This is a genomic window from Algimonas arctica, assembly GCF_014652695.1.
Taxonomy (GTDB): domain Bacteria; phylum Pseudomonadota; class Alphaproteobacteria; order Caulobacterales; family Maricaulaceae; genus Litorimonas; species Litorimonas arctica.
Map to the genome: position 1 here is coordinate 1 of NZ_BMZH01000019.1, position 26,980 is coordinate 26,980.

Annotated in this window: 22 protein-coding genes and 1 pseudogene; 12 read left to right on the forward strand and 11 right to left on the reverse strand. The window is 53.5% G+C overall.

Annotation, left to right across the window (positions count from 1 at the left end; genetic code table 11):
* The 4 genes from IE105_RS14155 to IE105_RS14170 form a co-directional block, all read left to right on the forward strand.
* Window positions 1-459: DNA methyltransferase (locus IE105_RS14155; RefSeq protein WP_189499545.1), on the forward strand; the 459-nt coding region annotated here is incomplete at its 5' end.
* Window positions 456-989, forward strand: a complete 534-nt coding sequence (locus IE105_RS14160; RefSeq protein WP_189499546.1) for a DUF5681 domain-containing protein — start codon at window positions 456-458, stop codon at window positions 987-989. The genes IE105_RS14155 and IE105_RS14160, both read left to right, overlap by 4 nt.
* On the forward strand, window positions 986-2,395 hold the full coding sequence (terL, locus tag IE105_RS14165; protein WP_189499547.1) for a phage terminase large subunit: 1,410 nt from the start codon (window positions 986-988) through the stop codon (window positions 2,393-2,395). Before IE105_RS14160 ends, terL begins: the two co-directional genes overlap by 4 nt.
* A gap of 193 nt (window positions 2,396-2,588) precedes the next feature.
* Entirely contained in the window at window positions 2,589-4,571 is a 1,983-nt protein-coding gene (locus IE105_RS14170; protein ID WP_189499548.1) for a DUF2075 domain-containing protein, read from the forward strand.
* Window positions 4,572-4,764: 193 nt separating this feature from the next.
* Here the strand turns inward: IE105_RS14170 and IE105_RS14175 are convergent, their stop codons facing one another.
* Window positions 4,765-5,592: a DUF4198 domain-containing protein gene (locus tag IE105_RS14175; RefSeq protein ID WP_189499549.1), complete on the reverse strand. Its 828-nt coding sequence runs from the start codon at window positions 5,590-5,592 to the stop codon at window positions 4,765-4,767.
* Between the two features lie 294 nt (window positions 5,593-5,886).
* Here IE105_RS14175 and IE105_RS14180 point away from each other — a divergent pair, with 294 nt between their 5' ends.
* Complete coding sequence (locus IE105_RS14180; protein WP_189499550.1) at window positions 5,887-6,291, forward strand: hypothetical protein; 405 nt, start codon at window positions 5,887-5,889, stop codon at window positions 6,289-6,291.
* Window positions 6,288-7,058 carry an anti-sigma factor gene (locus IE105_RS14185; RefSeq protein ID WP_189499551.1) on the forward strand — a complete coding sequence of 257 codons (771 nt, stop codon included), beginning with the start codon at window positions 6,288-6,290 and terminating at the stop codon, window positions 7,056-7,058. Before IE105_RS14180 ends, IE105_RS14185 begins: the two co-directional genes overlap by 4 nt.
* Window positions 7,059-7,080: 22 nt before the next feature.
* On the opposite strand, the gene IE105_RS14190 is transcribed toward IE105_RS14185, so the two are convergent.
* The gene (locus tag IE105_RS14190; RefSeq protein ID WP_189499552.1) at window positions 7,081-7,701 is read right to left on the reverse strand and encodes an RNA polymerase sigma factor; all 621 of its coding nucleotides are present in this window, start codon (window positions 7,699-7,701) and stop codon (window positions 7,081-7,083) included.
* 233 nt (window positions 7,702-7,934) lie between these two features.
* Here IE105_RS14190 and IE105_RS14195 point away from each other — a divergent pair, with 233 nt between their 5' ends.
* Window positions 7,935-9,473 (forward strand): DUF4331 domain-containing protein, encoded by a 1,539-nt coding sequence (locus IE105_RS14195; protein WP_189499553.1) that lies wholly within the window; start codon window positions 7,935-7,937, stop codon window positions 9,471-9,473.
* A 13-nt stretch (window positions 9,474-9,486) separates the two neighbouring features.
* Complete coding sequence (locus tag IE105_RS14200; protein ID WP_189499554.1) at window positions 9,487-9,777, forward strand: hypothetical protein; 291 nt, start codon at window positions 9,487-9,489, stop codon at window positions 9,775-9,777.
* A gap of 95 nt (window positions 9,778-9,872) precedes the next feature.
* On the opposite strand, the gene IE105_RS14205 is transcribed toward IE105_RS14200, so the two are convergent.
* Window positions 9,873-10,379: a hypothetical protein gene (locus IE105_RS14205; RefSeq protein WP_189499555.1), complete on the reverse strand. Its 507-nt coding sequence runs from the start codon at window positions 10,377-10,379 to the stop codon at window positions 9,873-9,875.
* A gap of 110 nt (window positions 10,380-10,489) precedes the next feature.
* Window positions 10,490-12,016, reverse strand: a complete 1,527-nt coding sequence (locus IE105_RS14210) for a YadA-like family protein (protein WP_233354183.1) — start codon at window positions 12,014-12,016, stop codon at window positions 10,490-10,492.
* Between the two features lie 345 nt (window positions 12,017-12,361).
* Between IE105_RS14210 and IE105_RS14215 the strand changes: the two genes are divergently transcribed.
* The 3 genes from IE105_RS14215 to IE105_RS14225 are packed head-to-tail and all read left to right on the forward strand — an operon-like array spanning window position 12,362 to window position 14,904.
* Entirely contained in the window at window positions 12,362-12,679 is a 318-nt protein-coding gene (locus IE105_RS14215) for a DUF3489 domain-containing protein (protein WP_189499556.1), read from the forward strand.
* Window positions 12,676-13,170 carry a DUF2924 domain-containing protein gene (locus IE105_RS14220; RefSeq protein ID WP_189499557.1) on the forward strand — a complete coding sequence of 165 codons (495 nt, stop codon included), beginning with the start codon at window positions 12,676-12,678 and terminating at the stop codon, window positions 13,168-13,170. The genes IE105_RS14215 and IE105_RS14220 overlap by 4 nt, the downstream gene beginning before the upstream one ends.
* 12 nt (window positions 13,171-13,182) lie before the next feature.
* The gene (locus IE105_RS14225) at window positions 13,183-14,904 is read left to right on the forward strand and encodes a recombinase family protein (RefSeq protein ID WP_189499558.1); all 1,722 of its coding nucleotides are present in this window, start codon (window positions 13,183-13,185) and stop codon (window positions 14,902-14,904) included.
* Window positions 14,905-15,298: 394 nt separating this feature from the next.
* On the opposite strand, the pseudogene IE105_RS15770 reads toward IE105_RS14225, so the two are convergent.
* The 5 genes and pseudogenes from IE105_RS15770 to IE105_RS14245 all read right to left on the reverse strand — a co-directional run.
* Window positions 15,299-15,448, reverse strand: a pseudogene (locus IE105_RS15770) (IS6 family transposase); the annotation flags it as partial.
* Between the two features lie 326 nt (window positions 15,449-15,774).
* On the reverse strand, window positions 15,775-16,440 hold the full coding sequence (locus IE105_RS14230; protein WP_189499559.1) for a DUF6445 family protein: 666 nt from the start codon (window positions 16,438-16,440) through the stop codon (window positions 15,775-15,777).
* Complete coding sequence (locus tag IE105_RS14235; protein ID WP_189499560.1) at window positions 16,430-17,818, reverse strand: alpha-amylase family glycosyl hydrolase; 1,389 nt, start codon at window positions 17,816-17,818, stop codon at window positions 16,430-16,432. Before IE105_RS14235 ends, IE105_RS14230 begins: the two co-directional genes overlap by 11 nt.
* Window positions 17,815-18,768 (reverse strand): alpha/beta hydrolase, encoded by a 954-nt coding sequence (locus IE105_RS14240; RefSeq protein ID WP_189499561.1) that lies wholly within the window; start codon window positions 18,766-18,768, stop codon window positions 17,815-17,817. The genes IE105_RS14235 and IE105_RS14240 overlap by 4 nt, the downstream gene beginning before the upstream one ends.
* Entirely contained in the window at window positions 18,765-20,903 is a 2,139-nt protein-coding gene (locus tag IE105_RS14245; protein WP_189499562.1) for a glycoside hydrolase family 97 protein, read from the reverse strand. The genes IE105_RS14240 and IE105_RS14245 overlap by 4 nt, the downstream gene beginning before the upstream one ends.
* A 120-nt stretch (window positions 20,904-21,023) precedes the next feature.
* Here IE105_RS14245 and IE105_RS14250 point away from each other — a divergent pair, with 120 nt between their 5' ends.
* A complete protein-coding gene (locus IE105_RS14250; RefSeq protein WP_189499563.1) occupies window positions 21,024-22,532 on the forward strand; it encodes a tryptophan halogenase family protein in 1,509 nt (502 codons plus the stop codon).
* On the opposite strand, the gene IE105_RS14255 is transcribed toward IE105_RS14250, so the two are convergent.
* The gene (locus IE105_RS14255; protein ID WP_189499564.1) at window positions 22,529-24,040 is read right to left on the reverse strand and encodes a tryptophan halogenase family protein; all 1,512 of its coding nucleotides are present in this window, start codon (window positions 24,038-24,040) and stop codon (window positions 22,529-22,531) included. The two genes, IE105_RS14250 and IE105_RS14255, sit on opposite strands and share 4 nt — an antisense overlap.
* Before the next feature lie 104 nt (window positions 24,041-24,144).
* Window positions 24,145-26,955 (reverse strand): TonB-dependent receptor, encoded by a 2,811-nt coding sequence (locus IE105_RS14260; RefSeq protein ID WP_189499565.1) that lies wholly within the window; start codon window positions 26,953-26,955, stop codon window positions 24,145-24,147.
* Window positions 26,956-26,980: the final 25 nt, after the last annotated feature.

Genomic DNA, 26,980 nt, shown 5'->3' on the forward strand with positions numbered 1-26,980 from the left:
GTTGCAATACCGCAAAGCCGTCGCCTAATATCAATCAATAAAGGTGAGCAAAGTCTCTCTTGGCCCAGGCCGAAATCTGTGCCGTTTTATATGACGACGGACACCAACGTCTGGACCTATGCTGGCGTCAATAGCTTCGGCTCTAACCGTGACGCGGATCTCGCAGATCACCCGACGGTGAAGCCGCTACCTATGGTGCGGGATGCCATTCTCGACGTCACACATATTGGTGACATCGTTATTGATGGGTTCTTGGGATCAGGAACGACCTTGCTTGCGGCTGATGCTTGTGACCGCATCGTACGCGGCATCGAGATCGACCCCTATTATGTCGACGTCATTCTGCGGCGCTACGAAGCTCGGACCGGGTTCAAACCCATCCTGTCAGCGACGTCGGAACGCGTCAGTGAGGTCAGAGCCCGCCGTGCGCGAGAGCTTCCTTTGGAGGCAGGGCGATGAGCGACACCAACGATAAACCTCAATCTGAGCTTGGCGACGCCGACTATGCGGTTGGCTATATGCGTCCACCACAAGCCGGACAGTTCAAGAAGGGTCGGTCCGGCAATCCGAAGGGGCGCCCGAAGGGAGCGCGCAACTTCGCGACCTACCTCACCGAAATGCTGGATGCGACCTTGTCCCTGTCTGAGAACGGTAAAACGCGCCGCGTGACGACGGTTCAGGCCAGCCTGGCAAAGTTACGGGCTAAGGCGCTGGGGGGCGACACACGCGCCCTAGAGAAGCTGCTCGATTATGCAGAACGCTTTGCTCTGGAGCAGGCGGATAAGGATGAGGCGAAGCGTCTATCCAAGGAGGACCGCGATATTTTTGACGCATATGAAGCGCGTCTCCGCGCGGAAGTTCGGCAATCGCTTGAGCCAGAGGTCCGCTTAGATGTCCTAGGTGAGCTTGAGGCTGGAGAGGATGTGCTCGACGATAGGATTGAAGCCGATGGCTCTGACAGTGTTCATTCACCGAAGCCGCTGTCATGAGCGCCGTCGATGATCGCATGTTGACAACGCTCATGCGCACGGACCTGTCGTCTTTCATCCAGAAGAGTTTTCAGATTGTTTCACCAGGGGATCGCTATCGTCATAATTGGCATGTCGACGCGATCGCTTATCAGTTAGAGCGCTGCCTGAGGGGCGAGATCAACCGCCTCATCATCACCCTCCCACCTCGCAACCTGAAATCCATCGCTGTCTCGGTGGCATTCCCGGCCTTCATCCTAGGGCACAGGCCTAAAGCGGAAATTATCGGTGTCAGCTATGCTCAGGACCTGAGTCAGAAACATGCGCGCGACACGCGCGCCGTCATGCAGTCTAAGTTCTACCGGCGAGCTTTTCCGTTAACTCGGCTCGATCCCAAGAAGAGCGCTGAGGCTGAGTTCATGACGACGAGGAAGGGTGTTCGCCTGGCAACATCCATTGGCGGGACGCTCACGGGCCGGGGCGGGGACTTCATCATCATTGATGACGCCCACAAGCCGGATGAGAGCCTCTCAGATGTAAAACGCCAATCCGTCATTGAATGGTATCGTAGTACGCTGACCTCCCGCCTCAACGATAAGGACGAGGGCGTCATCATTGTGGTCCAGCAGCGCGTGCATGAGGGGGATTTGGCGGGCTATCTGCTCGAGCAAGGCGGATGGACCCATATGAACCTGCCGGCCATTGCCGAGGAGGGTCAGACGATCCAGTTGGGTCCCAAACTCGGTCGGATACGGACTGAAGGAAGTGCCCTCCATCCTGAGCGCGAGTCGCTTGAGATTTTAGCTCAATTGAAGAGAGATATGGGGAGTTACGCTTTCGCGGCACAGTACCAACAGCAGCCCGCGCCTGCAGGCGGAGGGCTGATAAAGAAAGCGTGGTTTGGGGAGTATGACGTTGCGCCGACCAAGACGTCAGGCGACCTGGTCGTTCAAAGCTGGGATACAGCGTCCAAGAGCGGGGAGCTCAACGACTACTCAGTTTGTACCACTTGGCTCAAGCGCGATGGCCGTCTTTACCTTTTGAGTGTCCTGCGAAGACGCTTCGAGTTCCCAGACCGTTTGCGGGCAGTGAAGTCTATGTATTGGAAATGGAATGCCGATGAACTTATCATCGAGGATAAAGGGTCAGGCACGTCTCTGATCCAACAGCTCAGGAAAGATCAGATCTATCCTAGGGCCCAGAACCCAGAACTAGACAAGATCTCTCGGATGGTCGGGGAAACGGCCATTATGGAAGCCGGTGGAGTGTTCCTACCGAAACACGCGGCTTGGAAAGACGATTACCTTGGTGAGTTATGCCGATTCCCTAACGGACGACATGATGATCAGGTTGATAGTACGTCCCAAGCTTTGAGTTATGTCCGCAAAAGGCGTGTTTCAGATCCAAGTATTAGACGGCTTTGCTAAACTAACCCGCGGAGCTCATAGTTCAGATTATGCGATGGTCGAGGTGCGAAGCGGAGGGGGCAGTTGAGAGGGGGCTAAGCGATCATTGAATTTCATTACATGGACCATCGCGCTTTAGACAATGAAACTTAAAACGTCCGAATGGAGCTCTTTGTGCCTTGCCTTGAGAAGAGAAGTCCATTCTACAATTAGCATGTTGAACGTTGCCTACTACCAAGCCTCGATTTCCGAATTCAAAGCGGAGAGCCCAGAGCAAATCTTGGGAGAATTGGCGCGCCAGAACAAGTTTAGCTTAGAAGGCACACAAAGAGATGCCTGGCTTGCGCAAATCCATTTACTTAAAAAAGAACTCTCTAATCTTGAAGCTGGGACGCTTTTCTTTGAGTTTTCGATTCCGAGGATGGGCAAGAGAGCCGATGTTGTTGTTTTGTTGGAAGGCACCGTCTTTGTTGTAGAGTTTAAGGTGGGCTCAAAGACATTTGATAGTGCCTCTTTACGCCAGGTGCATGATTACGCTCTGGATTTGAAAAACTTCCATAGGGGCTCCCATGACATACCAATCGTTCCAATTTTGATTGCGACACAGGCTGAAACCGGCGGAGTGTATCAATTGGAGTGGGCTGATGACAAAGTAGCAGAGCCAATTTTGTGCGCCTCAACAGGTTTGAAAGGCTTACTCGAAAGCTCGCTTGATCAGGTTCGAGCGCTTTCGCTAACACGAACTCTGGATGCCGAAAGCTGGGCTGTATCAGGATATCTACCCACACCGACTATCGTTGAAGCGGCCCAAGCATTGTATCAGAACCATTCTGTTGAGGAAATTGCGCGATCGGATGCAGGCGCGAAGAACTTGAATGCGACGACGCAGTGTCTTCGAGATATTATTTCTGCCGCGCATCTGAAGGGTGAAAAAACGATCTGTTTTGTGACCGGCGTGCCGGGGTCAGGGAAGACTTTAGCGGGGCTGAACATGGCAACCGAGACTGCCAATCGACCGGATGGTGAGAAAGCCGTATTTCTCTCAGGCAATGGGCCTCTTGTGGATGTCCTAAGGGAAGCACTCGCACGTGACCAAAAGGAACGGACAGGGTGCACGAAAACGAGCGCTAAGCGTGAGGTCTCAAGCTTTGTTCAGAACATCCATCATTTTCGGGATGAGGCCCTCAAGGACCCTAAGGCGCCGCCTGAACATATTGTGATCTTTGATGAAGCGCAGAGGGCATGGGATAAACATCAAGCCTCTAAGTTCATGCAGACCAAACGCGGGCAGACAGACTTCAATAAGTCCGAACCTGAGTTTTTGATTGAGGTGATGGACCGCCATGAGGATTGGTCAGTCGTGATCTGCCTCGTTGGTGGTGGCCAAGAAATTAATACGGGTGAGGCGGGGCTATCAGAATGGATGAGGGCATTAGAGGGACGATTCACCGAATGGAACGTGCATCTCTCAGACCGTCTCTTAGATCCGCATTATGGCCTAGCAGAGACTGCGTTGGCTCTGAAAGCTGACACCAGAATTCGGTGGCAACCGGATCTGCATCTGGGTGTCTCTATGCGGTCCTTTAGAGCAGAGGCCCTATCTGGTTTTGTCGCGGCAGTGCTTGATAATGACCCCGTTGAGGCGTCGCGTCTTTTTGAGACCATTAAAGCGCGTTATCCCATTGCTTTGACGCGGGACCTGGGCGCTGCCCGTGAGTGGCTAAGAGCTCATGCGCGGGGCAATGAACGCTTTGGGTTCATGGCATCCTCTGGCGCCCATCGGTTAAGACCTGAGGGCTTGAATGTACGAGTCAGTATTGATGCGGTAAATTGGTTTCTCAATGGGCCCGAAGATGTTCGCTCAGCATATTACCTCGAAGAAGTTGCCACCGAGTTCGATGTACAGGGTCTAGAGGTGGACTGGGCCGGTGTATGTTGGGACGCGGACCTTCGGTATGTCTCTGGCGCCTGGGAAAGTTTCGCTTTTAAGGGGACCAAGTGGCAAAATGTCAAACAAGAGGCACGCAAGACGTATTTGACAAATGCCTACCGAGTTATTCTTACGCGGGCCCGCCAAGGCCTTGTGATCTATATACCGAAAGGGAACGCCGCAGATCCAACGCGTCCGCCGACGTTTTATGATGAGACAGCGGAGTTCTTAACTGGATGCGGAATACCTGTTTTCGATGTTAAGTGAGGGGGTCCCCAGGGTGGTGATTTTGACTTCGCCTTTGGGGGCAAAGCGGACATTAGGTCCAGTTGTTGTTATGCATCTTGAAATAATTATCGCTTAGCCTTCGAGCCAAATATAAGTTCATTAGCGTGAGGCGTGTGCCTCCCATGAACAAACTGATTGATCAGGTTTAAACTGATAATACTCACCCTTATCTTCATAGAACCACGAAGCTCAAACTTGAGAAAATTGTACTATAGTCGGCCCGGTCGGAGATGTCCGTTCTGTCGCCCCAAACCGCATGCAACATCCAAGAACCGGGGCCGGGGTAGGCAAATGAGACTGTCCCGTCCGACATTGTTTTCATATGGGCCGCTGTCGCTGTTCCGTCTGTCGTGTTGACCAACCCAACGGTCACGCCACCTAAGGGGGCTCCGCGGAACAAGACCTTAACTTGTAGGTCATCACCGTCGACCCATTCAAGCGGATGATCCATTGCGATAATTTCCAATGTGAGACCAGCCGGACGCCGCAAACGATCCCGATCGGCAGGCGTTACTGGACCGACTTGCAACAGCGTCTTGCCACGCCGCGAGTAAAGCTCGGTTCCGGATTGGTCCGTTACGTTACGACGCACGCGATCTAATTGGATCAGGGTGAGGCCTTCTTCGGTTAGATAATCTTCGAATTGTTGGGCCGGTAAGTCAGATAAAGCGCGTGTGGTCTCTATTGTCAAAATATGTAAACCGGTCGTCTGTAAATGAACGGGCAGTGTCTTACCCTGAGCATAAGCTGCAACCGCACTTTGCTGGTCACTGACGCCGTCTACACCGAGGCTGCGAAAGGCGATAATGCGGTCCGCATTGACGGGCCAACGCATGCGGTCACGCGGGTGACCGATCATGACGGAGACAGGGACAACACTGGGAACGTCCATTTGAGACTGTGCCGGAGCAAGCCAAAAATCATGGGCCGAGGCGACTAGGGCGGACGACAGTGTAGCGATGGCTAAACAAACGGTTGTTACGGCGCGAATGGGAGTCATGCTGTCTCTTCTGATTTGGTTTCGAACACGTCTAGTTACGCCTCACGCCCTCACAACGGTGCAATTAGGGCCGCGCTGATAAAACTGCCGCCGATATTTGACTGGGAAGAGTCCCAATGCACCCTTATAGAAGCCCCCAACGTATCTGATCCACGTGTGTTCGCTGACAGTCATATCCTTGATGTGAGACGAAAATTAGCGATCAATAACAAATGAAGAGGCTAGTTCATCTCCGTAAAGGACGACGATATTGCGCGGTCTTTTAGCCGTATAAGCGAGTTAGGCGCATCCGCTATGCCTGAATTTTATGCGCTAACATCACCGAAACTTTACGCGATTATCCACCGTGTTTTACTTGATGAGAACACGTCCGCCCATGTCCTCTCAGACCTTTACAAATATATTTGGACCTTGCGGCATGATCAAACGGTCATACCCACCATGAATACACTCGTTCTCCTCGCGCGGCGTTTCGCGCTGGATCGTAAGCTGACGGGCCGTACAATTACACGTATAGGGCCCTCGAAACCGAAGACCCTGATTAAGATGTCTTATATTTCTGACACAGAACTTGATCTGCTGAGCCAAATTTGTTCCAATTTGCACAGCGATCAGGGCAAACAGTGCTATGCTCCCTTGACGAAGGACGCTGTCCACGCCCGATTGGGCGCCTTAGTTACGAATGAAAGCCAATCATGAGTACGCCTCCCAATAATAGTGAAGCGCTCATCATCGCCTATCTGACTGGACAGGCGAGTGACGCTGAAACCGTTCAATTTCAAACGCGGATCGGCACCGATTCTGAATTTCAGGATCAGGTCGAACGGTTAGAAGCCTGGTTAGCGCCCCTTAATCTCGAGACTGAAGAGATGTTGCCGCCGGAAGGCTTACTGGCATCGATCATGTCAGACATTGCGACGCTAGAAACAGCTGCGCCGACGCCTTATGTCGCGCCTGTGCCGTCGCAACCCTCTCTCCCCAAACCTGCTAATGATCGAAGTTCGATCCAGATGTGGCGCGGTCTCGCGGTTGCCGCGTCGGCGATTGCCGTTCTGTCGCTCGGATCACATTGGATCCCGACAGCAGATCCCATTCAAATTGCAAAAACCCCTGAATCCCAAGATGATCAACGCTACCTCGCGCTGTTATCAGGGGAGACCGCCACGCCATTGGTCGCCATTGTCTATAACCCGCTTACGGGTGAAGTGGTCGCCCGGCTTTCAAATGTCGACGTCCCCGATGATGGCGATCTGCAACTTTGGCTCATTCGTGATGGGGCCGCAGCCCCGGTGTCGCTCGGCGTTTTAGACCGCACAACGCAAGGGTCTGTGGCAATCTCTATTCCTGAAGCTTTGACAGTGCAGACCGATCTTTTGGCTGTTAGTTTGGAAGTGAAGGGGGGGTCTCGGTCCGCCGGCCCGGAAGGCCCCGTACTTTACACCGGCCGTGTTTCAGCTCTGAATTAGTACAAGCGCTTTAGGCGCGGTGTTAAAGCAAATCATAGAGCGACATCGCGTCGTCAGATTGCTCTAAATCTTTTCGAATTCGCATAAGACCGCGCCGGACCCAGCTTTTTGCTGTGTTTGTGGGAACATCGAGGGTTTCCCCAATCTCTCGCGCGCTCATTCCTTCCATTGTCGAGAGCTGAACCGCGCGAGCGACGTCCGGGTCAAGTTGTGAGAGATAAGGCGCTAACAAACGGCGGATCATCCAGGCTTGGGTGCCTTCTATTGGCGACAGGCTATCATCCTCAAGGGTGTCGATAATTGACCCGGACAATGTTTCCGTTTCACGGTAACGCGTCCGCGCGCGAAGGGCGTCTAAAGCTCGGTTGCGCATGATCACCAACATCCACGTGAACGCTTTGCCTTTAGCAGGATCATATCGATTAGCATTTTTCCAAATCGACAAATAAGCTTTTTGCATAATGTCGGCGCACGCGGCTTCGTCGCGCATCATCTTCATTAAGATCGCCGTGAACTTGCCGGATGTGAGCTGGTAAATTTCAGTAAACGCGGTGCGGTCGCCGTTCGCGCAGTCGGAGAGACGTTTCGACAGCTGCGCGTTCAGCGCAACGTACGTCTCATCTCGAACTGTTTTTCCGGTCATTATCCCAATCGATCGTAGTCGAAGACGCCGCGTCGAGTTTGACGTTGGTATCGTTAGCCAAAACTAAAACCCAGAATAAGATAACCGCTCTGATTAGGTTGACTACTCATTTACGGCTGGCCGCACCGTTTGTTCCGCCTGAGACGTAACTGCTGCACAAATCCGAGACAGAATTGTCACTGCTCAGTCCTGCCCCGGCCCAATATACGCAGTAGACTAAAGGAAAATATTCGATGCAACCCCTTTCCCGATCTCCGCGATACCGCAGGACGTCCAAGCGCATAACGGCGCTTTTAGCAGCGACCTCGCTTAGCGCAGCCGCCCTATTTTCAGTAAATGCTATGGCGTCCAGTCACCGCGAAGCCCCCAGTATTACAGAAACGCCCAAAGTTGACGGAACAGATTTTTATATGTTCCGCAGCTACGAGCCAGGTCGCGCCGGATATGTCACGTTCATCGCGAATTATCAGCCGCTACAAGCGCCTTATGGCGGTCCGAACTATTTCACGATGGACCCGGACGCTCTCTATGAAATTCATATCGATAGTGATGGCGACGCCGTTGAAGATCTGACCTTTCAGTTCGATTTCGACAATAACCTCGTCAATGGCACAGGCGTCACGCTCGACATTGGTGACAAAACTTTGGCGATTCCACTGCGTTATGCAGGCGGCGTTACGGCAGGCGACAGTAGCGCGCTCGGTGAGACTGAAAACTACAGCATGACTGTTGTTCAAGGTGATCGCCGGACCGGCACACGGACTGTTACAGGGTCCAGCTATGTAAAACCGCTCGATTATGTCGGCACGAAGACTTTGCCCGACTATGAGGCCTATGCCGACCAATATGTCTATGACGTTACTTTGCCAAATTGTGCGTTGCCCGCCAAAGTTTTTGTCGGCCAACGCGCAGAAGCTTTTGCCGTTAACCTAGGTCAAGTTTTTGACCTTGTGAACTTAGTGCCGCTCGAAGGGTCAATTACCCAATCGCGCGAAAATGATGATTTGGTTGGCAAAGCCAATATCACCTCCATCGCGATTGAAGCCCCGATTGCCTGCGTCACTGGTAATGGCAATGGCGTCATCGGCGCTTGGACAACAGCGTCTCTGCCACAAGGCAGCCTTCGCGATCCGCTGCCAACTTATGAGCAAACCGAATTGCACGGCGGCTCTTATGTTCAAGTGTCACGCCTCTCCGCCCCCCTCGTCAATGAAGTCGTTATCGGACTGCCGGACAAAGATTTGTTCAATGCAGCAGAACCCTCCATTGATGCGGCACTGGCGGATTATGTCACGAACCCGACATTCCCGGCTCTGATCGATATCCTATTCCGGGACGCGTTGGGCGCGACAAGTAATATTGCGCCGTCCAACCTACCACGCACCGATCTGGTTGCGGCGTTCTTGACCGGTGTTGAAGGCGTCAATCAACAAGCGACTGTCACAGGGTCGGAAATGATGCGTCTGAATACGGCTATCGCACCGACACCTCGGGCGACACAATCAAATCTCGGCGTAGCTGGGAATGATTTGGCCGGTTTCCCGAACGGACGCCGCCCCGGGGATGATGTCGTTGATATCGTCTTGCGGGTCGCAATGGGCGCTTTGTGCCATGATATTCCCGTGAACGGTGTTCCCACCAATCTCGGCTATTGCGCACCAGAAGACGCTCCCGTTGGCGATCAACCGTTTACGGATGGCGCTCCAATCTCGGCAATGGATGTTCAGAACGTATTTCCCTACCTGAACACACCGCTGCCGGGTGCGGAATAAGGAGGGTCGTAATATGAAAACGACACACTTAACCCTGATCCTCGCCCTACCCGTGCTCGTCGCGTGTAGTGGTGGTAGCAATGACTTTGTTCCGCCGCCCACAGGCGTCGTTATCATTCCGCCACCGCCGCCACCACCGCCTCCACCACCACCGCCAGCAACGGGCGATACAATCGACTCGTTTGGCGCTGGCTTCGCAACGGCCTTCCGGGCCGGCGTTCAGGCGGAACCGAGTGATCCCGTCGATGGCGATATTATCGCCATCGATAAAACAACGGATCCAGTCGATATTCCTAATCCCTGACCTAGACCTTTAAACGTCATGGGAAAGCCCGCACCGAGAGATCGGGGCGGGCTTTTTTATGCGTGGAACTTTTATAAGATGTGGAGAACGCGCATCTAACGCGGAGCGTCGAAATCCATCTCTACAATAGAGAGCGCATTGATCTGCCACCCCCCGCCAGAGCTCACATAAATCAGATCAAACCGGATCGACTTGGGGCGAAAGTCAAACCCACCACGCAAACGTAAAGATCCGTCGGGAAGAAGAGTCGGCGGCTGATAATAAGTTGGGCTGGACAAAATGGATCGACCTACATCAACGCGGTTCTGTCGCAGCTGTGCAAAAGATTGTGACAATCGGCCCGGACTGTTCTGTCTCTGAAAACCGTCCGTGCCGAGACTGTGGAGGACTTCGTAATTACCAGTGCGGTTAGCATTATCGAGGGCGATTAGGGTCGACCAGACCAGCCGTGCCTGTGTATTCTCATCCGGCAGAGCGGGGCGCTGCGTCTGTTGAGTCTGGGCCTGCTGCGCTTGAGCCATGGACTGGCTCGGCATCCCAAAGAAGGTAAGGCACAACGCCAGACTCGCAACAGCCCCTTTGATCAATAGATTTGATTTCATAATTAGTCTCCAGAACAAAAAAAGACGGCTCTGATCCCCACATAAGATCAAAGCCGCCTTAATGCTGACAATAAGTCTACCCGTATTTAACCGGCAGACAGACTGGCATTCTACCAGCTGGCATTAAAGCCAGCGCGCGCGCCCGTGCTGCCATTGTCAGCCCCCGTTGTGACCGAGCCGTTCAACTGGAACGTATCGTTCAGGCGGTAAGCGACGGAACCGGCGAACGCGCTTTCGTCATCATAGTAACCAAAGCCACCAGAGACAGCGAAGGTGTGACCCAGCGCAACATAGGCGGGATCAAGCGCAAGGGCCGCAGCTACACCGGCCCGGACGTCAAGGATGTCGTCAATGTTCTGCGAAATTTTCGCAGAGTTCGATCCGATACTGGCCGAGTTCAGCGCAATCGCAGCGCTGGCGGAAGCCAATCCATCCGTATTGCGTTGGATGGCACCGCCATTCGCCGCGATTGCCATCATATTCGAGTTGATGGCACCTGTATTGTTAGAGATCGCCTGCGAATTGGCTGCTTGGCCATTCTGCAAGGTGAAGTCTGCGGCGACATTGCCGTCACGGTCTGTCGTCACTAGCCCAATATCGCCTGTTTGTGCGCTTGTGCTCAGGGCCGATGATAGACCTGCAAAGGTGTAAGTATTGCCCGACGTCCCAATGGCGACCTGATTGGCTCGGGTTGTTGTCGCGCCGTTCCCGATGGCTGTTGAATTGACAAAGCCTGCATTGGCCTGATTACCTAAGGCTGTCGCCGTGTCAGCACTGGCGACTGCCGCTTCACCCACAGCAAGAGATCTTATGCCGGAGGCGTTAGCCAAGTGGCCAAAAGCTTGCGCCCGTTCAGCGGTTGCCATTGCTTGCCAACCAATGGCTGTTGCACCTGGTCCCATCGCCATGGACTCACCGCCAACTACTGTGGTCGAATTACCGTTCGCCATAGCCATTGTGCCGATTGCGATAGCGTCATTGCCGATGGCGGAAGATTGATTACCCATCGCCACTGACTCAAGCCCGCCTGCTGACGCCGCTTCGCCGACAGCAAGAGAGCGAACTCCCGACGCATTGGCTAAATGACCGATAGCGTGTGCGCGTTCGGCCGCTGCCGATGCTTGCCATCCAAAGGCTGTTGCAGCGGTTCCGACGGCCATAGCCTCGCCACCAACAGCTGTCGTGGAATTCCCGTTGGCAACGCTTTCTGTGCCAATTGCGACAGCATCAACGCCTGTCGCACTCGCAACATTGCCAATCGCAATGGCCTGTTCACTATTCGCGCTTGCCCCTTCGCCGACGGCTAATGTGCGGTCGCCAACGGCGTTGGCGAGATGTCCAAAGGCGTGCGCGCGTTCGCCGACCGCGTTTGAGCGCCAGCCAAAGGCTGTTGCAGCAACACCAATTGCGCTAGCTTCACCGCCGACAGCCGTTGTCGATGGGCCCGTTGCCGTGCTGTCCGTGCCGACAGCTAAAGCGTCAGGACCGTTTGCATCGGCGTTCACGCCGCATTCGAGCGCGGTCGCTTCGTCGCCAACATTGCAATCAGGTGTGGCATCCGCAAAAGCGGTCGCAGACATCCCAAGCGAGAGGCCTAGGGCGAGAGTTGAAAATGTGTAAAAGGATGTTTTGCGCATGAAGACGGTCTTTCTCGAACATTGCTACAGGATCGTATCTATAGCTACGTTGACGAGGCCGAGTTTGGTGCAGAAGGCTTGTTTTGATTTCTGGAATCAAAGGAGTTTTATGTGACGATAATTTTCCATCGTCATATTCAACGGAAGCAGTTTTCTGCCTGAAACTGCTGGCCTTCATTCACTCGGCCAAGGTCCGCTATGGGGATAAACTTCCGTTTTCTAACTTGGTTGCTATTTTCGACTGGACTTCATCGTCTAAGGAAGCGGTAGTTCAGTTATGGCCCGAAAATCGGGACTTCTCTCAGTAGCGGCGCACATTGAGTGCGCACGAAACTGGAGACAGACATGACGACTAAAACTACTAATTCTATCGCGCTGAAATCGGCTTCATCCGTGAGCACAGCTCTTAATCCACCACGGGATGGCACCAAACAAGCCAAGCTTGTGAGCATGCTGTCGCGCAAGAGCGGAGCGACGCTCGCTAAAGCGAGTGAGACCCTCGGCTGGCAGCCCCACACAACCAGCGCCACAATGACGGGTCTGCGGAAACGCGGATACGCGATTGAGCGACAAGCCCGCGACGGTAAGCCGTCCATCTACCGTATTGATGCGGAGAAGACAGCTCCGCTGCCAGAGACAGTTGACGCTGAAGTAACATCATGAGCGCCTTGGACAATCAACTAATTGAGCGGTTGGATCAATTCCAAAGCTTAGAGCGCGAGGATCTTATATCCCTCTGGCATAAGGCTTACGACAGCCCGCCGTTCAAAGGCGCGCGTCGCGGAACACTGTTACGAGGCGTCAGCTATGCAGAGCAGGCTAAGGCGCAGGGTCATCTAAAATCGAAGACCAAACGAAAGCTGATCAAAATCGCTCAAGCGGCGTCGGCGTCATTGGTCGAAAATTTACTAAGTGATGAGGGCACGGGGGCCTGCAAAGGACGGGGGTCATTGACCCATGAAAAGCCAGTGCTCCCAACCCTCCAGCTTGGCTCTCAAATTGTTCGAGAGTGGAACGGTAAAACTTATACGGTGCATTCCACCGATCAGGGCTTTGTCCTGAACGGCGTAACCTACACATCGCTCTCAGCAGTGGCGAAAGCCATTACAGGCGCGCACTGGTCAGGACCGCGCTTCTTTGGAGTAAGTGGATAGGAGGGGAGGGGTTTGTCCTCAGCTATTCCAACCACACTCCGCTGCGCAGTCTATACCCGGAAGTCCCACGAGGAGGGTCTCGATCAGGACTTCAACTCGCTGGACGCTCAGTCAGAATCTTGTCGCGCTTACATCCTGTCTCAAGCGGGCCTGGGCTGGCAGCTGCGAGATAGACCCTATGATGATGGCGGTATCTCGGGAGGGCATATGGACCGTCCGGGACTGCAGGCATTGATCGCAGATATCGAAGCGGGCCTGATCGACGTCGTGGTTGTCTACAAAGTCGACCGTCAAACGCGCTCGCTATCGGACTTCTCAAGACTAGTGGAGGCTTTTGACAAGTACGGCGTCTCATTCGTCTCGGTCACCCAAGCGTTTAACACAACGACGTCGATGGGGCGACTGACCCTCAACGTGCTGCTCTCATTCGCCCAATTTGAACGCGAGGTCACCGCCGAGCGTATTCGGGATAAGATCGCAGCGTCTAAGGCCAAAGGCATGTGGATGGGTGGTCTCGTACCGCTAGGCTACCGCAGCGAAGGTCGGAAGCTGGTGATTGAGGAAGAGGGGCAGCGACAAGACGAAGGGCTTGGAGAAGCGGAGACCGTCAGGATGATCTTTCGACTTTATGCCGAACATCAGAATGTGAGGCTGGTCAAACTCGCGCTCGACGCGATGGGCGTCCTATCAAAGCAACGAACGACGAAAACAGGAAAGGCGACTGGAGGTAAGCCATTCTCTCGCGGTCATCTCCATAGGATCCTGACCAACCCTGTCTACACTGGCAAAATCGTTCACAAGGGCACAGTTCATGACGGACTTCACGACCCCATCATAAGCCAAGAGGTCTGGGATAGGGCTCAGGCACTATTGGAAGACAACGCAAGCAACCGAACGCATAAAACCAATGCGAACTCTTCGCTGATCCTCGCAGGGCTTCTAGAAGATGTTGAGGGGCACCCCTTGGTTCCACATTATACCAAAGCGCACGGAAAGCGTTATCGATACTATGTCAGTCGTGATCTGAAGACCGGCGATCAGGGCAGCGGCTGGCGCATTCCGGCTAAGACGATTGAGCCTGTCGTGCTGTCTACAATCAGAGAACACCTGACAGATGATCGCAAGTTTATAGAGTTGCTACATCTGGAAGGAGCAGAAGCAATGTCGCTCCAAGCCATACTGGCAAATGCAAAGGAGTTAGCGGTTCAGTTGATGTTCAAAGATCGGGCTAGACTTCAGTCCATAATCCCAAAGCTGATCCAACGCATTGCGCTGGAGCAAGGCCAGATCACGATCTACTTGAGCGCTGCGGGTTTAGCGGAGTACTTTCCTGCCATCCCATCAATTACCCATGACGGTGCCAGCGACTATTCGATAACGGCACCGATCAATATCCGAAGACGCGGGCAGGAGATGAAGATGGTATTGGGTGCGAAGGCCGTGCCAGCGTCGAATGTAGATGATGCTCTTGTTCTTCTGGTGGCGAGAGCTGTTCTCTTACGCGACCAGCTGGAGACCAATGAAATTACCTCAATCGGTGAGTTCGCTGAAGCTCAGAGTATCCACCACAGCGACGCGAAGAAACTGGTTCCGCTCGGCTATCTGGCACCGAGTATTATTGAGGATATTCTCAAGGGCCATCAACCGGTTGAACTCACCGCGAGAGAGCTCCACCGGATGACCGATTTGCCGCTCTGCTGGGCGCAGCAACGCCATCGTCTCGCCTTCCACTAAGCATCATGCCTGACCACCAAGCGGGCTCGGAAAACGGCCGGAGAGACGGGGCGCGAGATATCGCAGAAACTGGCTGAATTTGGCGTCTCTCGCGATCTTGGATCAGTCTCACATCTCGCTAACCGACGGAAACTACGGGTTTATATCGAGAGATGTTGGAACGACCTGTTCGCCAGCCGAACGACTGGTGGTGGGCGCAGTCTTTGGCGAACCAGTCTCGCGCCAAATTCCCTGATATACCGGGAATTTACAGGGAAATCGCACGATTTTGACTCGTCAGGTGCTCCTAGCGACGCATTTAGCCCCTGAAAATTGTACACTTTCGTGTCAAATTCCCTAAAAATATAACAGGGAATTATTAGGCGAGAAAATCGTGTTTTAGCGACGAACAGGGGCGGATGCTCTCGTGGCAGACGTCGATACCGCGCTTATGAAGAAGATCTTCCACATTCCGAAACGAGGGCGGAGAACGAACATACATCATCACGGTGATTTGGATAACTTCCCGAGATATTTTGGAGTAGCGAAATGGGCTCTTGGCCAAAGGAAAATTCTACCATGAGGCCGTTAAAACAAAGTTCCCATGACAATGCCGTGCCCGATGATGGTGGCGCAAAGTGTCCGGCCAAACTGTTTAGCTTGGCTATACCCATACTAAACAACGTGATGATCGCTTGAGAGGTTTTCCATCTGTTGATCGGGTAACAAAACAAATCTAATAGCCACCACCTCTGGCTAATTCAGCAAAATAATGGTGGAGTTCTTAAGCATGTCCTCAAAGCAAAAAATATCTTCTACGGTTCTAATCAATCACGCAGCAGGCTGCTTGGGGCCTCCCAAAAATCTACTGGTAACAGCCCGATTGACTCGTCAGCGCGTTTCCTGAAAAAAGCTATTTAGGGTCAGACGTTGACACCCTGAGTCTTCCTGCGAAGAAAGGTTTGATGGAATCATCCCGGAGTGGAGTAATTGCGAGCGGTATAGAACGGCGCGGTTAGGTTTTGCAGCGACATGGCCGATCAATTCAAATCGGTCGTCGGAGCCCCGCATATATCCTGGTTTGGGTGGGCCTTCGGCTTCGAGCGCGCGGGAATAGGCATCAAAGTCTTGGTCGTTGAGAACTTCATTGCGGGTTCCACGGTGGCGATAGAAGGCTGTGCCACCCGTCTCCTCTTCGGATAAATAATGCAGCAATGCAATTCGACCGGGGTCGGTTGTGTCAACATGCGGCAAGCGCTGAATAGGCAGGAGGTCCGCCTCCGCCGTGGTGACGATGGAGTAGCTGCATTGGATCAGCTTCACGCCGCGCTCGATCCCAAACACGGTCCTAAGAACATTTTTCAAAGTGCTGTGGACGGCCTGTAAATGGCGTGGATCAGCCTGTGCCTGAAGGCCCGGATAAAAGGGACCGAGTTTCGTAAATTTTACCCCCGCAGCGCTTTGTTTCAAGCGCGTAAAGTCCGGATGAAAATCGTCGATGATAACGACGGGATGGGCGCCGTCGCCGACCCTGAGAATTATGTCGCTATTCGTCACGATGATACACGGACCAGCCCCAAGCGGGCAGTGTCATGCGTTCCATGCCAATGGTTATTGCGGTGTCCGTCCGAAAGACGCGATAGGTCCCGCTGGGCAACGGGTCCGTGAACCTAAATGTCTGCGCAGCGTCAGACACATTCGCGACAACGAGCACGGCATTGCCGTCCTCGTTTTGGCGAATGAAACTGAAGACTTTATGCGGGTTGCTGTTTTCGACCTTTGTTGTCGTCGCGCCCCACGCGCCATTATGGAGAACAGGATTATCGGTTTTGAGTTGAACCAAGTCTTTGAACAAGGCGTTCAAAGGCGCATCACAGTTCCAGATGATGGGATCTTTCTCAAAGAACTCCAATCGGTTCGGGTTTGCGCATTCCTGCCCGGAGTAAATCAGCGGAATACCTTCGCCAGTAAATTGCAGAACAATCGCCGCTTCATAGGCGTCGCCATAAATGTCCGGCGGCAGACCATCCCACGAATTCTGGTCGTGATTATCCGTATAGGTCATGCGCATGGCGTCTTTGGGCCACGCCGATTCATTGGCGGAATAATAGCCATAAAGTGCGCTTGTGTCGGCTTTACCTTGGGCAATATTTTGCAGGGCCTCTTTCCATTCCCAAGCGTAAGTGGCGTCAAAGGCGTGCGCATGGAGGTCACGTGTCTGCCATTCCGCCAGCATAAATACAGGCTTGATCGCGTCTAAACGCGCCCGGAGACCGTCCCAAAATTCAAGCGGGACGTAACCGGCCACATCGGCGCGAAAGCCATCGATATTCATCTCCTCGACCCAATAGGTCATCGCGTCTGACATATAAGCACGAACGTCGGGGTTGGAGAAATCCAGGTCGATAATATCCGACCAATCCCACCACGGCGTCGGACGAAAATCGCCCTTCCAGTCCTTTTCATACCAATCCGGGTGATTAATCGCGAGGTCATTGTCCCACGCCGTGTGATTGGCGACCCAGTCCAGAATGACCTTAAAGCCCTGCGCATGGGCCGTTTCGACAAACCGCTTGAAGTCGGCCTTGGTGCCAAACTCTGGATTGATGCCATAATAATCTTTTACGGAATAATAGCTGCCGAGCGTCCCTTTGCGATTCAGCTCGCCGATCGGATGGATGGGCATGAGCCAAAGGATGTCGACGCCAAGCTCTTTCAGCCGGGGCAAATCCTCGCGCACCGCATCGAAGGTCCCTGCGTCAGAATATTGGCGCACATTAATTTCATAAATGACCGCGTCCCGGCTCCAATCGGGGTGTTGGAGTTTAACGTAAGGTGCTGACGTAAGCCCACCGGGCGCCGCAGTGGGTGTGGTTGCGGCGGTGCAAGCCGCCAAGAGTGCGGTGGCGATAAGAGTGAAGGGCTGAAATTTCATCGTTCTTCTCCCCCGGGAACGCTGCTTTTATTAAGCAGAAACTGTAGCGGCACGTGCACACGGTTTCGCCAAGCTCGTTCGGAATGATCATGGCCTTCATATTTTCGCGTGGTCCAATTCACGCCGCGCGTATAGCCAGTGGCTTCGACCGCCTGGTCCATCCGGTCCTGATAAGATTCGTAATTATGATCTAACGTCTCTGTGCCGAAATCGAAATAGAGGCGGTGCGTTGATGGGTCCGGTAATCGCGTCGCAAAGTAATCGACGAGAACCCCATCGGCGAGCGGGAAATGGGACGACACCATACCGGCTCCGCCGAATATCTCTGGATATTCGCTGATGGCGTAGAGTGAGATCAGCCCTCCCATGGACGATCCCATAACGAATGTCTCGTCGCGTTCGGGCTGCGTACGGTAGGTCACATCAATGCGCGGTTTAATTTCCGTGACGAGGAAGTCGAGGTAATTGTCGGCGTTTAAGCCTGCCGAGTCAAACTCACCGAAATCGCGTCGAAAAACTTCGGCATGATCGCCGCCCGCTTTTTGCGGGAAATAGTCAAAATTGCGGGTGGCCTCGTCACTATGGATCCCGACGACAATAACTTCGGGGACGCGCTTATCTATGATGAGTGCGCTCAGGGCTTCATCAATGCCCCAGTCCCATTTAGCATATTTGGACTGTTCCGGGTCAAATAAGTTTTGCCCATCATGCATGTAGAGCACAGGGTAATGACGGTCTGGGTTTGACGCATAGGATGGGGGCAACCAAACCTCGACGTCCCGGGTGGTGACGCGGGATGAGGTGACCGTAAAACGTTCAACAGCACCCGTTATTCCGCGGAAATCGCCGGCGACTGAATTTGGATCAACGGGAGTTTCGACGCTCTGCGTCTCGGCTTGAGCGCAAGCGGTGAGGGCGAATAGGGTTATTCCGATAAGGGCGGTCCTCATAGTTTTTCAAACCGGATTGCAGCACCTCCTGAGCGGGCCAAGACCAAGGCTAACGAGTCACCCGACGTAACTTTCCGGGTTTCGATCAACAAGTCGTAAGGGTCGATCTCATAATCCGCAGAGGGTCCATCCTGGTATATGTGAGCGACAAATGCGCCGTCTTCGAGGAAAGAAAGATCGATCTCGACGTCGCGCGCGTCTGCATCTGTCACCGCACCGAGATACCAATCCTCGCCCCCGCGTTCTTTGCGGGCAAAGATTGCAAATTCACCGACCTCTCCGGCCAGAGCGATCGTGTCCTCCCAATCGGTTGGAACATCTTTGATGAATTGGAAGGCGTCTGGCCGTTTGGCATATTCTTCCGGCGTATCGACAACCATTTGGATCGGCGAGTAGAGCACGACATAGAGTGCCAACTCCTTTGCCAGCGTATGCTCAATTCGCGAGGCTGCGCTATTGCGCGGAAAATCAGCGCGGACAGGCGCGACCTCATTCGGACGAAGGTTAAACGCACCCGCCGTATAATCCATCGGGCCGGAGAGCATGCGGGTAAAGATCAAATTGGGGACATGATCCGGTCCGTTGGGCGGCACCCCCCAGGCGTTAAATTCCTGACCACGCGCGCCTTCACGGCTGACCCAGTTGGGATAAGTCCGGCGGAGCCCCGTGTCCTTTACTGGCTCATGCGGGTTCATGGCGATTTGATGATCATGCGCGCGGCGCACGACTTTTAAGTGGTGGTCGACCTGATGTTGGCTGTCATGATATTCGTATCGGGCGACGCCGGTGTCATCGATGCGCTTAATATTGCCATCATCGGCCACATAGCCTGATTTAATCACGCGAACGCCGCTTTGCTGATAAAGGTCGAGCGCGTCTTCGAGTTGGGCCTCGTAATTCGAAATATTCCCGGACGTTTCGTGATGGCCGATCAGGCGCGTACCAACCTGTTCACCATAGGCCGCCACCGCTTTAATGTTGAAATCATCATAGGTTTCGGTGAATGAAAACACGTCACCGTTATTAAACCAGTCATCATCCCACCCGATGTTCCAGCCTTCGACTAGTACACCGACAAAGTCATTCTCAGCCGCAAAATCCATATAGGCTTTGGTGCGCTCTGTTGTGGCCGCGTGAAGGCCTTCAACGTCGCCCTGCTTCTGGCCCCATGTGCCATTGCGTATATGTTGATCCCACCAGATGCCGGCATATTTCCCGGGTTCAAAATAGGACACGTCACCCAGCGCATTGGGCTCATTGAGGTTCAGGATCAGATCCGAATTGAGCAGATCAACCGCCGTGTCGCCAATTTGAATCGTCCGCCAGGGCGTTATGAAGGGTGTCGCGACAACGACCTTTTTACCGTCAGAGCGCGGTGCCAAGCTGGCTTCCAAAACGCCTTCACGTTCCTGCTCCAGGCTCATCCCGGCGTAGTTGACAAGCGCCGCTTCGTGGATCGAAAAATGAACGCCCTTGTCTGTGCGGAGTGTTATCGGCGTGTGAACCATCTGAATCGCGTCCACAGGTGTGTTTTGATAAAGATATTCGTAGCGATTATATTGCCGTGACGGGATCCACCAACTCTCCGTGTCCGGCCCGACGTTAAACTCAGTCAGTTCATCCATGATTGAGACGGTCGCGGGAAGATTAGCTTGTTTTGGTATCTCGTAGCGAAACCCAAGGCCATCATTGAAAACGCGCACCCGGATATTGACGCGAATATCAGGCTCAGTACGACGGGCCATGATGATAAGTTCTTGATGATGGTCGCGCACAATCCGCCGTTCGCCCCACGGTTGTTCCCATGTCGTGTCGGCCACCCCCCGCTCTATGGCGATAATTTCTAACGCGTCGTCCAGTCCAAAGGTTTCTGCGAACCGTAAGCCGAGCTGCGAGGTGCCGATGACGGATTGGCCCTGAAATTGGACGTCATATTGCAGCAAGCCGTTTACTTCGCTGAGATTGAACGTGATGTCTCCGTTCGGGCTTTCGACGCTAGCGCGCTTCAAAGTCGTTGGGGCTGTCGTAGCAACTGCCGGAGCCACCTCACTTTTTGGTTTGACGGGAGCCTCAGCCGTGCAAGCAATAAGGGCCACTGCGCACAAATTCGAAAGTGCAATCAACCGAATGGACATGCTTATTTCCCCTGTATCTTTAAGATAATTCTTTTACATAAATTTGCGTTGACGGGAAGGTCTTTGGTAAGGAAACCAACAAATAAGGCGATTTTGTAATGCAAAATTTTGCGAGGTTATATGAGTGACAGACGACCAATCTCTCGCATTGTCATTGTTGGCGGTGGGTCCGCCGGGTGGATGAGCGCCGCTGGCTTGGTCAATGCCGTTGGCCCGAGCGTGCAAATCGATCTGATTGAAAGCGAAGCCATCGGCACGGTTGGTGTCGGCGAGGCGACAATTCCGCCGATCCGAACGTTTAACAAGCGGCTCGGCATTGATGAGGCTACATTTATGCGGAAGACGCAGGGCTCCTTTAAGCTCGGGATCGAATTTAAAGACTGGCAGCGGATCGGGCACAGTTATTTCCACCCCTTTGGACAGTATGGCGCAGAATTCGATTGGGTCCCATTTTATCAATATTGGATGCGTGAAAAATTGGCTGGAAACATAACCGGCGACATTCAGACCGACTGCATGGCGTGGGCGGCCGCCAAGGCCGGCAAGTTTGAGCCGCCGATGCGCGATCCCCGCAACATCCGCTCCCGGCACGATTATGCCTATCACTTTGACGCGACGCGTTATGCGCAATTTTTGCGCGGCTATGCGGAGGCCCGCGGCGTGACGCGCCATGAAGGCCGCATTGAGACGGTTACCCAAAATCCGGACACGGGATTTATCACATCGGTCGCGACCAATGACGGGCAGTCTTTCGAGGGCGATTTATTCATCGATTGTTCCGGGTTTTACGGCCTTCTGATTCAAGAAACGCTCAATGCCGGTTATGAGGATTGGTCTCATTGGTTACCGATGGACCGGGCCGTTGCCGTCGCGTGTAAGCCACATGGTCCCACCTTGCCGTACACGAAATCGACCGCTCACCAGGCTGGGTGGCAATGGCGTATTCCGTTGCAACACCGCACTGGTAACGGACATGTTTATTGCTCAGCCTATGAGACAAAGGACAAGGCGACACAGACTTTGTTAGACAATCTTGATGGTTCCCCATTGGCTGAGCCGAAGCATCTTCGCTTTGTCACGGGACGGCGCAAACAGAGTTGGTCGAAAAACTGTGTTGCGATTGGCCTGTCTGCGGGCTTCATGGAGCCGCTGGAATCGACGTCACTCCATATGATTCAATACGGAATTATGCGCCTGCTCGCGATGCTGCCAGATGCGGACATGAGCCCGCTGCTCGCGCAGGAATATAATGCGCTGACCCGCGCGGAATCTGAGCGTATTCGCGATTTTCTGATCTTGCATTATCACGCCACAGAGCGCGATGATTCCGAATTTTGGAATTATGTCCGCACCATGCCAATCCCGGATCGACTCGCTTATAAGATTGATCATTTTAAGCGCCATGGTTTGATCATTTCCGACGAGCGGGAGTTGTTCAATAACCCGAGCTGGATTGCCGTTTATACGGGGCAGGGGATCTGGCCCGAGCGTGCGCCTGTTCTGTCAACCATGCGGCTTGAGGTGCCCGTCAAGGAGCGTCTGGGACAGGTCCGAAGTGCGATCGATGAAGCGGCGGCGGCCATGCCGACCCATGATGATTATTTGCAGCAGATTTTGAAAACGTCCTAATCTGGTTTGCAAAGGTGGCGGATGAAATCTGCGTGGCTGGGTAAGGGGTCTACGGTCTTGGCAATGATTGCTTTGACATCCGCCATGAATTGATCAAGTTGGGCGTCGCTGATTTGGTCAATACGGCGGTGCCAGCTTTCAGGCCGCAGGCCCTGACCTACCATGACCTGCACCCAGCTGCTCTCACGAAACAGATCGTCAGGATCGCGGAACAAGTGTCCTGTCGCGCGAAACAGGTCAATTTTATGGGTGAGGCTATCCGGGATGTCCATGTTGGCGCAATGTCGCCAAAAAAGCGTATCATCCCGGTCTGTCCGGCAATAATGCAGGATCAGAAAGTCGCGGATGAGATCATATTCCTTGGTCACAACGCGGTTATATTCGGCGATATTTGCATCTGAAAATCCCCTGTCCGGGAACAGCTCAATCAGGCGGGAGACGTTGCTTTGAATGATGTGAATGGAGGTTGATTCTAGCGGCTCCAGGAAACCAGACGCCAGGCCTAGGCTGACAACATTCTTATGCCAGAGACGGTCACGCCGCCCGGTTTTGAATGTCAGCGTTCTCGGATCGGCTGTCGCCGGCGCGTCGAGATGATCGAGCAGGATTTGCGTCGCTTCATCTTCACTCATGAATTCAGATGCAAACACATGGCCGTTGCCCGTGCGGTGCTGCAACGGAATGCGCCATTGCCACCCGGCCCCATGTGCTGTGGCTTTTGTATAGGGAAGAAGCGGGTCGGTCCGTTCACAGGCCACTGTGACGGCACGGTCTGCAGGCAACCAATGGCTCCAATCCTGCCACCGCACATTCAAGGCCCCGCCGATCAACAGCCCCCGAAAACCTGTGCAGTCTATGAATAAATCGCCCGCGATACGCTCGCCGGACTCGAGCGTGACGGAGGCGACATGCCCGATTTCCGTGTCGAGCGTAACATCGACAACCTTGCCCTCTGTCCTGATCACGCCGCGCGGTTCAGAGATCTGTCGCAGGAACATCGCATAGGCCGTCGCATCGAAGTGATAGGCGTAGGCCAGTCCCGTCATGGATGTTTGCCCAACGCGCTCGACTTGGCCGAATTTATGCGCGTAGGCGGCGCGGTGGTGGAGGGAGTAATCCCACAGGCTGGGGCCGTCATGGCGATCCGCATATCGTCGCCAATAATGATGGAAGAGCTGGCCCTGCAAATTTATGCCGGCATCGCCAAACGTATGGAGGTAGCTATCGCCATGTTGACCCCAGTTATTAAACTCAATACCGAGTTTAAAAGATCCATTCGTCGCGCGTATAAATTCGCGCTCATCAATACCCAGAATGCCGTTCAATCGCCGAATTTGCGGAATTGTAGCTTCGCCCACACCAACCGTGCCGATTTGCTCTGATTCAATCAGGCGGATGGTGATGGTCTGGCCCATTAATTTGGAAAGGGCGGCCGCCGCAATCCATCCCGCCGTGCCACCGCCGACGATGACAACAGATTTAACGGGGTTATGAGAACGCGAAGTCATGGTTACATCCTAGCGAAAAATAACGGCGCTGTCACAGCGGCAATGGCGCATAAAAAAGCCCGCCGGGATGCGGCGGGCTTTTAATGTCAGGTCTAAAAACCGACCTAGAACTTTTTGGCGACCGTGAAGTTGTAGGTCGTGCCATAATCTTCGCGAATAGAGACGAACGAACCGCCCGTTGCGTAAGTGTTCTTGGTTCGGAACGGCTCGTCATTGAGGTTGTATGCCTCGATGTTGACCGACAGCCCTTCCAATGGCCCGCTCTGGAACTCATAGCCAATTTGCGCATCAACTGTCGTGCGGGACAGAGCTTCTGCGCCAATCGGATTGGCGCCAAAGTCGATCAGAGCCGCGACATAGCCGGAGCGATAGGCCGTATTCACGCGGGCTCTCCAGCCATTATTTTCATAATAGAACTCACCGGATGCGGTCGTATCAGAATAGCCCGGAATATCGACGGTGACGACATCGCCGTTCTGGCGTGTGAAATCGACTTCCGCATCGGTATACCCGAAGCTGCCGTTGAAGCCGAAACCTTTAATTGGCATGTCAATAACGTCGTCAAATGGTAGGCGCAACGATACTTCTACGCCTGTCAGAGAGCCAGTCCCGGTATTGGTTGGGCCGCCGATGCTGAACGTCGCCACATCAGGGTTTGCGGAAACGAAACCCGGGTCACCAATAAGCCCGCTGATGAAATCAGCATCAGTGATGATCGCTGTCGAGCCCTGTACATATTCATCGAGAGATTTGTGGAAGACAGCAATGCTGATCGCGCCCGCATCAGAGAAATACCATTCACCTGATGCATCATAATTGGTGGATTCGTAAGGACGCAGGAACGGGTTGCCGCCGCCGCCGCCAATACACACTTGCCCAGGTGGGTTGAAAGCTGCCGCGACGAATTGGTCCGGCAACTGATCCAAATTGCTGTCAGGACAGACAATCGGGTTAAAGCCGAAGTTAACATTTGCGGCCAAATCGTCCAAACGTGGTCGGGTCACGGATTTTCCGAGACCACCGCGGATCAGAACATCATCGACAATTTCGTAAGATAGGTTCAGCGATGGAAGCACGTGATCGTAGCTTTCTTCGACTTCCTGCGTGATGCTGCCACCGACAAGACGGCCTAGCAGGCCAGTAGACCCCTGGGTGACATCAACATATTGAATACCAAGATTACCGTTTAGGCGGCCATTCTCATTGCCCAGCAGAACTTTAGCAAACAGTGTGTTGATGGACTCGTCGATTGAGTAGAACGGTCCTTGTGCTGACTCAACAATATAGGTCCCGTTTGTCAGGAATGAGGAGGAGTCGTAAGCAACAATATCGAGGCCGATAGAACCGGAATCGGTCGTGCCCAAAATCGTATCCTGCGGTAACGCAAATTCGCCATTAACAAAGCCAGCACCGGGACGCAGGAAGGCGCGCTCGTTGCGGAAGCCTTTTTCCCGGCCCGTATGAACAATACCGACTTGAATCCCTTCGATGAAAGGAAGCTCATCAACACGATATTCTGCTTCTGCGCGAAGCTGGCGAAGCTCATCGTCAACGATTGGTTGGTTGACGAAGCCAACTTGGCCCCACCCGCCCGGATCAGTCAGGACGACATTCGCGGGGTTTGAATAATCAATGGATGACTGGATCTGATATTCACCGGATTCAGGTGTTATATAGGTGAATGCGCCGCGCTCGGTTGGGTCATTACTGTTTAATGAGCCGAATGCCGTGCCAGCATAGCTTTCATAATCAATATCTTCGCGGTCCAGCTCTGAATAAGAGACATCGGCTTTCAATGTCAGGCGCTCTGACACATCCAATTCGAAATTCGCGCCAAAAGCAAAAATTTCGGTTTCCGCGCCTTCAATATCGGTTCGAAGGATGGCGCCGGCTGGTGAGTATGTAGCGCTTTCGACGAAGGTTCCGGTTCCGGTGCTAGCAATCAGGTTCGCGCCCGACCACGAGGCAATTGGTGTTTCGAGGCCGCGGAAAACACCGGCGTCAGAAAAATCGCTGTAGAAACCATCGAATGTCGCCGTGAAGGCGTCTGTGGGCTCGAACTGTAATGCGCCTGCGACGGATGTGCGGTTAAATTCGCGCGAAACAACACCTGTGCGTGGGTTGTCAGACGCGTAATATGTGCCGTTTGGCAGAGCGCTGATCTGACCGCCTGTAAAATTGCCGTTTGTGTCGAAATTACCCGACGTTTTAAGCTCACGTGACTGATATTGGGTTGGGTTAGACTGATGGGTCACGCCTATCGAAAGACCAACAGTGCCTGCATCATTCTGGGTCACATAGCTGCCAAACAAACGATAACCGTCATCACCGAAGTCGGGGTTCATCTGACCATTGTCGTTTAGGACATATTTTGCCGATACATTGAGCTGCGAGCCGTTGAAATCTAATGGCTTGATCGTACGCAGATCGACTGCGCCTGCGATACCTATGGCGGACAGGCTGGCATCCGGTGTTTTGTAAACAACACCCTGATTAATCAGCTCGGACGGGAACTGGTCAAATTCGATCCCGCGGTTAGATCCCGCAGAGACGATCTCGCGGCCATTCAACAACGCAAGCGAGAAGTCAGGTCCGAGGCCTCGGATCGAGATTTGCTGCGCACGACCCCGAACACGCTGTGCCGTGACACCAGGAAGACGGGCGAGCGAGTCAGCGATCGACACGTCCGGCAATTTACCAATATCTTCGGCTGTGATCGCTTCAATAATCGAGTCGCTACCGCGCTTTAGATCGAGACTGGCTTTTATAGACTGGCGGATACCCGTTGCGATAATTTCGTCTTCGACGACATCTTCATCGGTATCCTGCGCAAATGTCGGCGAGGCCGCCATTAATAGAGCGAACGTGGCGACGCCGAGCAAAAGCTGGCGTTCTAAGGTTGACGAGTTGGTCATGTGTTTCCCTTCGTGAGCGCCGGTC

What these genes read in the sequence shown, in the direction of transcription:
- terL (WP_189499547.1), top strand. Translation starts at nt 986, where the DNA reads ATGAGCGCCGTCGATGATCGCATGTTGACAACGCTCATGCGCACGGAC.
- IE105_RS14195 (WP_189499553.1), top strand. Translation starts at nt 7,935, where the DNA reads ATGCAACCCCTTTCCCGATCTCCGCGATACCGCAGGACGTCCAAGCGC.
- IE105_RS14200 (WP_189499554.1), top strand. Translation starts at nt 9,487, where the DNA reads ATGAAAACGACACACTTAACCCTGATCCTCGCCCTACCCGTGCTCGTC.
- IE105_RS14175 (WP_189499549.1), bottom strand. Translation starts at nt 5,592, where the DNA reads ATGACTCCCATTCGCGCCGTAACAACCGTTTGTTTAGCCATCGCTACA.
- IE105_RS14170 (WP_189499548.1), top strand. Translation starts at nt 2,589, where the DNA reads ATGTTGAACGTTGCCTACTACCAAGCCTCGATTTCCGAATTCAAAGCG.
- IE105_RS14180 (WP_189499550.1), top strand. Translation starts at nt 5,887, where the DNA reads ATGCCTGAATTTTATGCGCTAACATCACCGAAACTTTACGCGATTATC.
- IE105_RS14235 (WP_189499560.1), bottom strand. Translation starts at nt 17,818, where the DNA reads ATGAAATTTCAGCCCTTCACTCTTATCGCCACCGCACTCTTGGCGGCT.
- IE105_RS14190 (WP_189499552.1), bottom strand. Translation starts at nt 7,701, where the DNA reads ATGACCGGAAAAACAGTTCGAGATGAGACGTACGTTGCGCTGAACGCG.
- IE105_RS14215 (WP_189499556.1), top strand. Translation starts at nt 12,362, where the DNA reads ATGACGACTAAAACTACTAATTCTATCGCGCTGAAATCGGCTTCATCC.
- IE105_RS14255 (WP_189499564.1), bottom strand. Translation starts at nt 24,040, where the DNA reads ATGACTTCGCGTTCTCATAACCCCGTTAAATCTGTTGTCATCGTCGGC.
- IE105_RS14250 (WP_189499563.1), top strand. Translation starts at nt 21,024, where the DNA reads ATGAGTGACAGACGACCAATCTCTCGCATTGTCATTGTTGGCGGTGGG.
- IE105_RS14185 (WP_189499551.1), top strand. Translation starts at nt 6,288, where the DNA reads ATGAGTACGCCTCCCAATAATAGTGAAGCGCTCATCATCGCCTATCTG.
- IE105_RS14205 (WP_189499555.1), bottom strand. Translation starts at nt 10,379, where the DNA reads ATGAAATCAAATCTATTGATCAAAGGGGCTGTTGCGAGTCTGGCGTTG.
- IE105_RS14160 (WP_189499546.1), top strand. Translation starts at nt 456, where the DNA reads ATGAGCGACACCAACGATAAACCTCAATCTGAGCTTGGCGACGCCGAC.
- IE105_RS14240 (WP_189499561.1), bottom strand. Translation starts at nt 18,768, where the DNA reads ATGAGGACCGCCCTTATCGGAATAACCCTATTCGCCCTCACCGCTTGC.
- IE105_RS14245 (WP_189499562.1), bottom strand. Translation starts at nt 20,903, where the DNA reads ATGTCCATTCGGTTGATTGCACTTTCGAATTTGTGCGCAGTGGCCCTT.
- IE105_RS14260 (WP_189499565.1), bottom strand. Translation starts at nt 26,955, where the DNA reads ATGACCAACTCGTCAACCTTAGAACGCCAGCTTTTGCTCGGCGTCGCC.
- IE105_RS14210 (WP_233354183.1), bottom strand. Translation starts at nt 12,016, where the DNA reads ATGCGCAAAACATCCTTTTACACATTTTCAACTCTCGCCCTAGGCCTC.
- IE105_RS14220 (WP_189499557.1), top strand. Translation starts at nt 12,676, where the DNA reads ATGAGCGCCTTGGACAATCAACTAATTGAGCGGTTGGATCAATTCCAA.